12 protein-coding genes are annotated in these 9447 nt (G+C 62.8%); 4 read left to right on the top strand and 8 right to left on the bottom strand.

Annotated features, from left to right (window positions below; all coding sequences use genetic code 11):
* Positions 1-17 precede the first annotated feature (17 nt).
* Genes gloB through HK107_RS06730 form a run of 3 tightly spaced genes read left to right on the top strand, consistent with a single transcriptional unit; the run spans position 18 to position 1713 of the window.
* The gene (gene gloB, locus HK107_RS06740; protein ID WP_173197900.1) at positions 18-797 is read left to right on the top strand and encodes a hydroxyacylglutathione hydrolase; all 780 of its coding nucleotides are present in this window, start codon (positions 18-20) and stop codon (positions 795-797) included.
* Positions 794-1201: a cupin domain-containing protein gene (locus tag HK107_RS06735; protein ID WP_173197898.1), complete on the top strand. Its 408-nt coding sequence runs from the start codon at positions 794-796 to the stop codon at positions 1199-1201. The genes gloB and HK107_RS06735 overlap by 4 nt, the downstream gene beginning before the upstream one ends.
* Positions 1198-1713 (top strand): DUF3429 domain-containing protein, encoded by a 516-nt coding sequence (locus HK107_RS06730; RefSeq protein ID WP_173197896.1) that lies wholly within the window; start codon positions 1198-1200, stop codon positions 1711-1713. The genes HK107_RS06735 and HK107_RS06730 overlap by 4 nt, the downstream gene beginning before the upstream one ends.
* Here the strand turns inward: HK107_RS06730 and pdeM are convergent.
* The 3 genes from pdeM to HK107_RS06715 all read right to left on the bottom strand — a co-directional run bounded on the left by pdeM (position 1710) and on the right by HK107_RS06715 (position 4389).
* Positions 1710-2441: a ligase-associated DNA damage response endonuclease PdeM gene (gene pdeM / locus HK107_RS06725; protein ID WP_173197894.1), complete on the bottom strand. Its 732-nt coding sequence runs from the start codon at positions 2439-2441 to the stop codon at positions 1710-1712. The genes HK107_RS06730 and pdeM overlap by 4 nt on opposite strands.
* A gap of 68 nt (positions 2442-2509) precedes the next feature.
* Positions 2510-3340 (bottom strand): class I SAM-dependent methyltransferase, encoded by an 831-nt coding sequence (locus HK107_RS06720; RefSeq protein ID WP_173197893.1) that lies wholly within the window; start codon positions 3338-3340, stop codon positions 2510-2512.
* Positions 3337-4389: a 2'-deoxycytidine 5'-triphosphate deaminase gene (locus HK107_RS06715; protein ID WP_173197892.1), complete on the bottom strand. Its 1053-nt coding sequence runs from the start codon at positions 4387-4389 to the stop codon at positions 3337-3339. Before HK107_RS06715 ends, HK107_RS06720 begins: the two co-directional genes overlap by 4 nt.
* 126 nt (positions 4390-4515) lie before the next feature.
* Between HK107_RS06715 and apaG the strand changes: the two genes are divergently transcribed.
* Positions 4516-4938, top strand: a complete 423-nt coding sequence (gene apaG, locus HK107_RS06710; RefSeq protein ID WP_173197891.1) for a Co2+/Mg2+ efflux protein ApaG — start codon at positions 4516-4518, stop codon at positions 4936-4938.
* A 12-nt stretch (positions 4939-4950) separates the two neighbouring features.
* Here the strand turns inward: apaG and HK107_RS06705 are convergent, their stop codons facing one another.
* From HK107_RS06705 to HK107_RS06685, 5 genes are all read right to left on the bottom strand, one after another.
* Positions 4951-5454, bottom strand: coding sequence for a hypothetical protein (locus HK107_RS06705; RefSeq protein ID WP_173197890.1), 504 nt, complete (start codon positions 5452-5454; stop codon positions 4951-4953).
* A 290-nt stretch (positions 5455-5744) separates the two neighbouring features.
* Positions 5745-6605: a tRNA 2-thiocytidine(32) synthetase TtcA gene (gene ttcA, locus HK107_RS06700; protein WP_233061156.1), complete on the bottom strand. Its 861-nt coding sequence runs from the start codon at positions 6603-6605 to the stop codon at positions 5745-5747.
* Positions 6606-6638: 33 nt separating this feature from the next.
* Positions 6639-7190, bottom strand: coding sequence for a CBU_0592 family membrane protein (locus tag HK107_RS06695; protein WP_173197889.1), 552 nt, complete (start codon positions 7188-7190; stop codon positions 6639-6641).
* On the bottom strand, positions 7187-8203 hold the full coding sequence (locus HK107_RS06690) for a type 2 periplasmic-binding domain-containing protein (RefSeq protein WP_173197888.1): 1017 nt from the start codon (positions 8201-8203) through the stop codon (positions 7187-7189). Before HK107_RS06690 ends, HK107_RS06695 begins: the two co-directional genes overlap by 4 nt.
* Position 8204: 1 nt before the next feature.
* Positions 8205-9437 carry a hypothetical protein gene (locus tag HK107_RS06685; protein WP_173197886.1) on the bottom strand — a complete coding sequence of 411 codons (1233 nt, stop codon included), beginning with the start codon at positions 9435-9437 and terminating at the stop codon, positions 8205-8207.
* Positions 9438-9447 lie beyond the last annotated feature (10 nt).

The following is a 9447-nucleotide window of genomic DNA, read 5'->3' as shown; positions in this document are numbered from 1 at the left end:
AGGAGGATCGGCCTGCGATGCACCATCTGGGACCACTTACCGTTCACCAGTTCCCCTGCCTTCAGGACAATTACGGCTTTCTCGTACGCGACGAGGCCTCGGGGAAGGTCGCAACCATCGACACGCCTGAGGCTGCGCGAATCGAGGCAGAGGCGGAGAAGCTTGGCTGGGGCATCGATCTGATCCTCAACACCCACTGGCACCTGGACCATATCGGCGGCAACGCGCCTCTGAAGGAGCGCTTCGGCGCAGAGATCGTCGCGCCCGAGGGCGAAGGCGACAAGATCCCCGGCGCTGACCGCAGGATCCTAGGCGGCGACCATGTCATGCTCGGCGAGACCCGGCTCGATGTCATCGCCGTGCCGGGTCACACGCTCGGTCACATCGCCTACCACGCACCGGAAGCGAAGCTGGCCTTCGTGGGCGACACGCTCTTCTCGCTCGGCTGCGGACGCATGTTCGAGGGGGACAAGGCAGGGTTCTGGGCGTCGCTCCAGAAGCTCCGCGCGCTCCCCGAAGAGACCACGATCTTCTGCGCCCACGAATACACCAAGGCGAACGCCGCCTTTGCCATGAGCGTCGATGCCGGGAACGAAGCGCTGAAGGCCCGCACGGCAGAGGTTGCAAGGCTACGCGAGGAGGGCACGCCCACGGTGCCGGTCGCACTCGCTGAAGAGAAGAAGGCCAACCCGTTCCTGCGCGCCGATGACCCTGCTCTCGCCGCCAGCCTCGGCCTCTCCGGCGCGCCTGCAGAGGATGTCTTCGCCGAGCTCCGGTCCCGGAAGGACAGCTTTTGAACACCGAGGCGCTCATCTCCTCCCACCGCCTCCTCCCCCATCCCTTCGAGGGCCACTGGCGGGAGACGGAGCATGAGGACGGCAGCTACCGCGCAGGGCTTCACCTCCTCACCGCCACCGAAGAGGCAGGCTGGCACACGGTCGATGCCGAGGTGACCCTGACCCTGGAAGAAGGCGGCCCGGCCTCTGTCGCGCTCAGCCATACGGGCGTCACCGCCTATGGCCACAAGCTCCTCGCCCCCGGCGACAGCCTCAAGATCGGTCCGGGAGTTCTTCGTTCCCTCAGCTGCTTGGGGGCCTATGTTCTCCTTAAGGTGAGGATTGCACCGGACGTCGCGGTGGGCGAGCGTCAGCTCATGCCGGACGACTGGTTCCCGAATCCCGAGGGGAGACCGAAGCGATGAAGAGCGTAGAAAGCCGCGTGGACGGCGATGCCCTGAGGCGCAGGGCGGCCTATCAGCTGGGCTTCGGCGGCCTCATCCCTTTCGCCGCGCTGATCCTCGTGCAGTTCTTCGAGCCATCGCTCGGCGAAGACTGGACCCGCGAAGTCGAGCGCTGGATCGTCATCTATGGCGTGACCATCGTCGGTTTCATGGGCGGCGGCCGGTGGGTCTATCGGCTGCTCCAGCCCGATGCCCGCCCCGGCATCCCCTTTGGCGGCCTCCTCCAGTCCGTAACCCCGCCGTTGATCGCATGGATTGCAGCAGCCGCGCCCGAGGATTTCGGCGAGGGTCAGCTGACCCCGATGGTCAGGCTGGTGATCATCGCGCTCCTCCTGATGCTGCAGCTGGCCCAGGAGTGGGACCGGCGCGCTGGCATGGAGGACTGGTATTTCGAGCTCCGCGTGATGCTGGCAGGGGGTGCTGCAGGCTCAATCATTGTCGCAGCAGGGCTCGCGCCCTTCTTCCGCGGCTAGCGCATCCAGTGAGCGGGCGGCGCGTCCCCGCGCAGGCTCTTCCTCGGCACGGCATAGACCCGGGACTTGCCGCAAAGGTGCGCCTGGAACCCGTCCGGGAAGACCGGCGCAAAGGCCTCATCGAGGACGTTCAACCCGCCCGTGAAGGCCCCGAAAGCCGGCATAACCATATGCGCGCCATCGGTCACGAAGGCAGGCCGCCTGACCCCGCGCCCGTCCTTCTGCGCCACGGCGCAGGGGTGAAGGTGCCCTGCCACCTGCCAGCCCTCATGGTCGCCGGGCTCGTGGCTGAAGGTCAGGCCCGCCACTTGCGCGATTTCCGTCGCCGTCCCGCGGAAACGCTTGGGCGGCAGGGGGTCGTGATTGCCAAGCACCCAGACCCAGTCCGCAGCCTCGCAGAGCCTTGAGAGACGTTCAGCGTCCGCCTCATCCATCCGTGCCTCAGCGTCCGTGTCATGGAAAGCATCACCCAGCGACACTACTGTCTTGGGACGGCAGAGCCGCATCAGCCGCTCCACCCCGTCGAGCGTCGCCCGCGTGTCGTAGGGCGGCAGGAACTGCCCTTTCTGGGCGAAATGCGAGCCCTTCTCGAAGTGCAGGTCCGAGACCACCAGCACCCCCTCATCAGGGATCAGCATGGCGCCGGAGCAATCGAGGACAACCTCACGCCCCGCGAGGATCACGGTGCCCGGAAGGCAGGTCTCGGAAAGGCGCGCGGCGGTCTGCATGATTTAGAGTCTAACGAGGAAGAACGAAACGCGAAACCTTCACAGGTTAATGGGGAAAACTTGCCGCGCTAAGACCGGAACGGCCCTGAGCTGTCCCCGAAGAAGGCGACAAGCTCCCGGGCCTCGTCGAGGAACCGGACCTCGCGCGCATCACGCTCTGGATCCTCGCGAACTACCAGGCCAGCATTCTGGTAGTAGCGCTGCTGCCGGTAGCCAACAAACCCGCCTTCGACCCCAACCGTGTACTCCTTCAGGGGGCGGAGCTTTCCCTTTGTCGCGAGCCACTGAACGCCGAGACCGCTCGCCCGCGTCCACTCATAAAGCACAAGCATCTCATTCCCGAGAAACTCGTCATAGTTCACAAGCTCATCAAAGAGCAGAACCGTGCCGGGACGAATGCGCTCGCCCAGCGTCTCGAAGATTGTGCGCGCCGAGCTGTAGATATCACAATCAATATGGAGGAAGTCCGCCTGCTGATCTTTTGGCAAACCTGCTGCAAACGAAGGCACGGTCTCCTCGAAGAATCCCTTGTGCAGCGTCACGCTCCCCGGAACCTCTGGCAATACGGGCACGGAGAAATCCTGCTGCCAGTCTTCGCGACCATCCGAGGGAAACCCCTCGAAGCTGTCAAAGCCGTGGATGCCCCGCCCCGGAAAGGCCGCGGCCAGCTCCCGGATCGAGTGGCCCTTATGGACACCGAACTCCGCGATGAACCCGCCCGTTCCTTCCGCCTTCGCAGCGGCGAGGTGCAGGACCGCCTGCATCGGCTTACGCTCAGGCTTCTTGAAGAACTCCATGACCCGCCCGCCCTCGCGGGAGAAACGGTCATAGAGGTCGAGCACGAACGCCAGATAGGCCGCCCGCTCCTCCACCGCCATGCTCGCCAGCGGGTTCGTCACGGCTGCCTGAAATGCTTAGAAAGCCTCAGGCCCTGGCCCTGATAGTTCGATGACTGAGCACTGCCATAAACCGCCTCGGGCTCTGCCCCCAGCCGTTCGTAGCGAAGGCGCGCAATCCGCTGGCCATGCTCAAGGATCATTGGAACGTCGAACCCTCTCACCTCGAGAACCGCGCGGCTCGCGGCCTCCACCCCAAAGCCTGGATCAAAGAAGCCAGCATAGTGCGCACGGAAGGCGCCCAGCTCCTCGTCCATCGCGACCATCTCGGCGGCAAGGTCATTCGGCACACAGACTTCCTCTCGGCTCGCGAGGATATAGAACTCGTCAGGGTCCAGCGTCAGATAGCCCTCGGGCGGCGGAGCAATGGCCTCGAAATACTCCCGTGGATCGAGCGCGCCGACCTTGTCGACATCGATCAGTCCCGCATGACGCCGTGCCCGCCACCCGGCCACGCCGCCAAGATCCGAGGAAAGATCGACCGAGACATTGAGCCCGTCGGCCACATGGGGCTCACCACCGAGAACGGACGCAATTTCCTCGTCGCTCAGGAATGATGACCCATCCCGCACCCGCAGCTGGTTGAGGCTCGACCCCTCCCGCACAATTATCGGGAACGTCCGTGGGCAGATTTCGAGATAGAGCTTACCCTCATACCCTGCTGGCACCCGCTCATAGCCCTCATGGGTATCGGTCAGCAGGCGGACAAAAACATCGATCCGCCCCGTCGAACTTTTGGGGTTCGCCGTCGCAGACAGGTGCCGGGGCAACCGCAGCCGCTCCCGCAACTCCACGACATAGACGCAGCCCTTCTCCAGAACCGCGCCCTCCCGAAGATCCAGCTCATGAAGCGTCAGTGCATCGAGCCGCTCGGCAAGGCTCGCCCGCGGGCTCGGCAGGAACGCTGCCCGCACCCGCCGCGCCTTGGGCCCGAGGGTCAGGTCGAGGCTGGCGGGCTGCACCTGACGCGGGCCGGGATCGGCCACGATGCCGCCCTCGGCGATCAGCGCCTTCAGTGCCGCAGCATCGAGAACTCCCGGCCTCCTATCCATCGGACATCCCTCCGCCTTTCAAAGTTGCAAAGCTGTCGCGCGCAGTCATGCGCTGGTCAAGCTGGGCGATGCCGGGTAACACCCTAAAGTCACAACCGGTGGGACCGTGACCTTTGGGAGTGCCACATGGCTGAAGAAGAGTTCGAGGATGGTCTCATCTCCGAGGCCGTAACTGACGGGATTCGGGTGCGTGTGTCTTCGGACTACATGGATGACGAGTCGCGCCCCGAAGAAGGTCGCTATTTCTGGACCTACACCGTCCGGATCGACAATGACTCCCCCCAGGCCGTGACCCTGAAGCGCCGCACCTGGCATATTGCGGACGCGATGGGGCAGTCCTTCGTGGTCGAAGGCGACGGCGTCGTGGGCGAGCAACCCGTCCTGCACCCGGGCGATGCCTTCGAATACACCAGCGGCACCCCCCTTTCCGCCCCCTCAGGCATGATGTTCGGAGCCTACGAGATGAACCGCGAAGACGGACAGGTCTTCGAAGCGATGATCCCGCCCTTCAGTTTGGACAGCCCCCACGATGCGCGCCGGATGAGCTGAAGCGAGGGGCCGCTACGGCGTCGTCATCGCGTCGACCATCTGACGCGGGCGCAGCTCCCCCTGGCATTTCAGCTGCGCGACCCCGCTCTCCGGACCCATGCCGAAGGAGAGCCGGTCCGTCCCCAGATACATGGTGAAGACGCGGGTCAGCCCGACGATTTCGCCCGTCTCCACATTGGTGACTTTTTCGATCTCCGGCCTGACGGCGACGCGCTCATCCCCTTGCACGAGAATCGCATCCTCGGTCTCGCGCTCCCAGAGAAAATCAGTCGAGAAGGCGTCGATCTTCTCGGCCGTCAGACATTTTCCGCGCGGGACCGGCAAATCGATCCTGACATTTAGAATATCGTTGAGACGCTTCTTGAGGCCGTCGAACCACGCGCATCGCGGGGAACCTGCATCGGCGTGGGAGAAGCGGAAGAGGCCAGTTCCGGGAGCCATCGCGAGATCCGGATTTCCCCCGGGCATGGACCGCGCCTCCACCGCCTCGACACCATCAGCAAGCAGGAGGGACATGCACGTTGAGTTCGCACATCCGTCGCTCGTCACCCGAAGTGTCCGGGTCTCGATTTTTTTGGCTTTCAGAACGCCGGCCTGTGATCGGCAGAACGAGGAGAGTTCGGAGAGCGCCCTCTCTGGAAATTCCGACTTCTGCTCCGCGCTGCTGACCTCGTGAGCCCACGAGGAGTTAAGACACGAGCCGATAACAGCGATCGTCAAGATCAATGATGTTCGCAGCATATCAATAGAGCCTCTCCTAACCTTCTAAAAAGGCTACGATATCCGACCAGTCCGATGCAACTCTCCTAAAGCCTCTCAAAATCAAAAACCTTCTCATCCACCAGATGGCTCTGCCGCACATTGCGCAGGGCACGGAACATCACGTCTCTTTGGCCGGGCCTTTTCTCCTCCCAGCGGTCGAGGAGGTCCTTCATCAGCATCCGCTGGAGCCCGTCCTGTGACCCGCACAGGGTGCACGGAATGATCGGAAACTGGCAGAGCTCGGAGAACTTGGCGAGGTCTCGCTCCGCGGTGAAGATCAGAGGACGGAGGACTTTCACGTCACCTTCGTCATTCATCAGCGCCGGGGGCATGGCCGCGAGCCTGCCGCCATGCATGAGGTTCATCATGAAGGTCTCGAGCGCATCGTCCCGGTGGTGGCCGAGGACGATGGCGTCACACCCCTCCTCCCGCGCGACACGGTAGAGGATTCCGCGCCTCAGGCGAGAGCACATGGAGCAGTAGGTCTTGCCCTCCGGCACCTTGTCCGTGACGATGGAGTAGGTGTCCTCGGTGATGATCTTATGGGGTACACCGAGCGCTGTGAGGTAGTCGGGCAGCACGTGCTTCGGGAAACCCGGCTGCATCTGGTCAAGATTGCAGACGAGAAGTTCCGCCTTGAGCCCGCCCTGCCACTGCAGATCGAGAAGTGCGGCGAGGAGGCCATAGCTGTCCTTCCCCCCCGACAGGCACACGAGCCACTTCTGCGGCGTCCCGTCCTCGCGCAGCTGGTCGAGGCCAAAGGTCGAAACCACCTCCTGGGTCTGCCGCAGGATGCGCTTCCGCAGCTTCTTGAACGCCACCGACGAGGGGGCGTGCTCATAGACCTTCAACGCAGGTTTCGGCGCAGGCGCTTCGCCCGCAATAACGGTCATTCCATCAGCCATGGCGGTGCTTGTGAAGCCTCCTCCGCTGGAAAATCAAGCGCCGCCGCGCTTTGTCAGCGTGACGCGAAGATAGCCGCCACCGGAAATCACCGTCCAGACAATGCTCATCCAAAGAGCAGGCCAGTTCTCCTGCGCATTATAAACAGGGATCAAGACGACCGCTGCGATCACGTTGAGCAGCAGGTAGCGCCTGCGGTTGATCCTCTCCTCCGCCAGCAGGAAGTAGGCGAGAGAGTAGATAAGCGCGCCCGTCCAGCCGAGGCCGTCCGCAAACGGAAAAACTCCCGCCCCTGAAACAGCAAGCAGTAACGCGCTGAGAAGCAACGTCGCGAGGGTCAGCCCCCTGCCGAGACCGCTCAGAATCCTCTCACGGTCGGCGAGGCCGAGAACACTCGTCAGAGCCCAGAAGATGTTGATCGCCATCGACTGCCAGCTTGATAGACCGATAGCGCTGGCCGTGAAGACGATGGCCGCTACGAGATTGATCGAGAAATAGAGCCTCCGGTCCCGGCCGTCGCGGAGGATCAGAAGCAGATGTGCCGCTGCATAAAGCGTCAGCCCCAACCATCCGAGCGCGAGTATCATTCAGCGAGCGTCAGATGCATATTCTGGATATAGAGCTCCCTACCGACGTGGGGGCCGTTCAGGACGATCACCAGAGAGCTCGATGTCATGATCCGGTAGAGGGACTGGCTCCGCAGCGGCTCGGCATAATCAGCGCTCCACTCCCTAACAAGGACCCGAGTTCCCGCGGGCAGAGCAAGCTCGCGGTCTGGGTTGTCCTTGAGGGCGCCTTTGACGACAGGAAAGCCCTCGGAGCTGACAAGGACTGCGACATCCGGCTTGGCGGGCCGGGCGAGGCGTCCGGTGAGGAAGTCATCCGTGATGACCCCCGCCGTCCGAAGCTCCCGGTAGCTCTCATTGAAACGCGCAATCAGGTCTTCGCCCCACGCATTCTTTGGTGCCACGGCATGGAGGGAAAAGCTCTCGGTCGGCCCGTCTTCCAGCTCGCGGACGAGGCCCGTCTGGTTGGGGAAGCTCGCCTCCAGCGTCGCCGTGACTACTGGTGCCGGGAGCGCGAGAAGGTCTGTCTCTCCGGCAAGGAGCGCGGCCAGCGCCTCGGTTTCCGATGCCGAGACGACGAGCCTGTCCTCACGCCTCGCCGCTTCGACGAGCTGCGCGACATCTCCTGAGAAGACGTAGCTTCCGACCATGCCAATGCGCGCCTGCGACAGCTGAGGCGATCCTGACCCCGCACTCGATGGGAGCTTGCGATGGAGGCTGTGCTCGAGAGTCAGGAAAGGCTCTGAGAAGATCACCCGTTCCTCGCGCTCGGCACTGCGGCGCCAAGGGAAGCTCAATGCTTCGTCGCCCTCGCCCACGCGGTACAATCCGTAGGCGAAGTTCTTATAGGTGAAGCCGGGCTCCAACCCCGCATTCCGCAGGATCATATCGACCAGTTCGCTCGCGGGGGCAGCGCGCTGGTCTTCGGCGCTGACAAAGGGCCGGAATGTATCCGTGTACACACGGACCGGCTCACCATGCGCGGGGATGCAGCAGAACAAGAGCAGTGCTGCAGTCGTCAGAAAACGTATCATCTCAGAACCGCCTCTTCAGGAAGAGATACCCCAGCACGAGCGTACCAGCGAGCCCGAATGCGCTGGCGATCATCCAGTCAGCGTCAATCGACGCGAAGAAACGCAATGCCCCTGACAGGTCTTCGTCTTCGAACGCGAGCGCAGGCCGGGACATCATCTCGCGACTATACTCTGTCAGGTAGAGCGTCACCTCAACAATCGCGAAGAGAGCAATGAAGAAGAGAATGAAGTCCGTGAAAAGCGATGCTGACTGGGATCGCTTGCTGAGAAGCTCACCGATCCGGTCGGTACTGGCGGAGATGATCCGTGACCCATTGTCCACCAGGTCGTCATAATCCCACAGCGTCAGAACATCGTCGAACTTGGCCCGCCGCTGCCTCGACAGGAAGCCCTTCTGAGTTTCGAACAAGATACGGAGGATCTGCATCTTTCGCCTGAAATCGACCAGTTCAGCCTCGACCCTTTTGGTGGGGACGCCATCATTTCTGGCGACCAGACGCTCTTGCGCGTCCAGATTGAGGATCGACTGAGCAGCGTAGAAGGCCTGAGCCGTTCGGATCGCTGCGAATTGGTCTCTGATCGCAGCATCGTCGCCTTCGATGACGACATAGTTGAGCCAGGTCATCGACGAATCGAGGTCACCGGCGATGATGGCTTCAGCTTCTTCCGGCCTCGCTGTGGGCGCCAGCCATTCGCGGATAAAGCCACGCGCCTTGTCGTTCGCCGCCTCCTCCTTCGTGAGGACAACACACCGGGCGACCCATTCGATATCCGATGCGCGTGGCCGGTAATCAGGTGCGATCCTCTTCCGCGACGACTTGGGCAATCGCTTCTCGATCTTGCGGAACATCGCCAGAAGAGCAGGCGCAGCGGCCTCGTAGGCACGCATCGCTTCTTCCTGGATCGCAGCTTCGCACGTCTCGACCGGGAACAGCGGCGGCGCGACCTGAAAGGTCTCGAGCACCGAAACACCGAAGGGATAGACATGGAGCCGGAGGCGCGTCCCGCCCTCCTTTCCATCGGCTTCCCAGACAAACAGCCTCAGGTCGAGATCATCCTTCGACGAGCGGGAGAAGTTCGCATCCCTTGCGCCGTCGGCGCGGTTTGGGGCCGTGAACTCCCTGCCTTCCGGAGGCATGGCCGCCAGAACCTCATCGAAGGCGCGAGAGCGCGGGTCATGCCCATACTCCAGCCACAGAGGTGTTTTGACAGGCCCTATCGTCCGAACTTGCATCACGCGCTCC

The sequence above is a fragment of the Parvularcula mediterranea genome (genome assembly GCF_013085255.1).
GTDB lineage: Bacteria > Pseudomonadota > Alphaproteobacteria > Caulobacterales > Parvularculaceae > Parvularcula > Parvularcula mediterranea.
This window is presented reverse-complemented; position numbering and strand designations above follow the sequence as displayed.

Excerpts from the sequence above, each read along its gene's own strand:
- gloB (WP_173197900.1), top strand. The coding sequence starts at position 18 with ATGCACCATCTGGGACCACTTACCGTTCACCAGTTCCCCTGCCTTCAG.
- HK107_RS06730 (WP_173197896.1), top strand. The coding sequence starts at position 1,198 with ATGAAGAGCGTAGAAAGCCGCGTGGACGGCGATGCCCTGAGGCGCAGG.
- pdeM (WP_173197894.1), bottom strand. The coding sequence starts at position 2,441 with ATGCAGACCGCCGCGCGCCTTTCCGAGACCTGCCTTCCGGGCACCGTG.
- HK107_RS06715 (WP_173197892.1), bottom strand. The coding sequence starts at position 4,389 with ATGGATAGGAGGCCGGGAGTTCTCGATGCTGCGGCACTGAAGGCGCTG.
- apaG (WP_173197891.1), top strand. The coding sequence starts at position 4,516 with ATGGCTGAAGAAGAGTTCGAGGATGGTCTCATCTCCGAGGCCGTAACT.
- HK107_RS06705 (WP_173197890.1), bottom strand. The coding sequence starts at position 5,454 with ATGTCCCTCCTGCTTGCTGATGGTGTCGAGGCGGTGGAGGCGCGGTCC.
- ttcA (WP_233061156.1), bottom strand. The coding sequence starts at position 6,605 with ATGGCTGATGGAATGACCGTTATTGCGGGCGAAGCGCCTGCGCCGAAA.
- HK107_RS06695 (WP_173197889.1), bottom strand. The coding sequence starts at position 7,190 with ATGATACTCGCGCTCGGATGGTTGGGGCTGACGCTTTATGCAGCGGCA.
- HK107_RS06690 (WP_173197888.1), bottom strand. The coding sequence starts at position 8,203 with ATGATACGTTTTCTGACGACTGCAGCACTGCTCTTGTTCTGCTGCATC.
- HK107_RS06685 (WP_173197886.1), bottom strand. The coding sequence starts at position 9,437 with ATGCAAGTTCGGACGATAGGGCCTGTCAAAACACCTCTGTGGCTGGAG.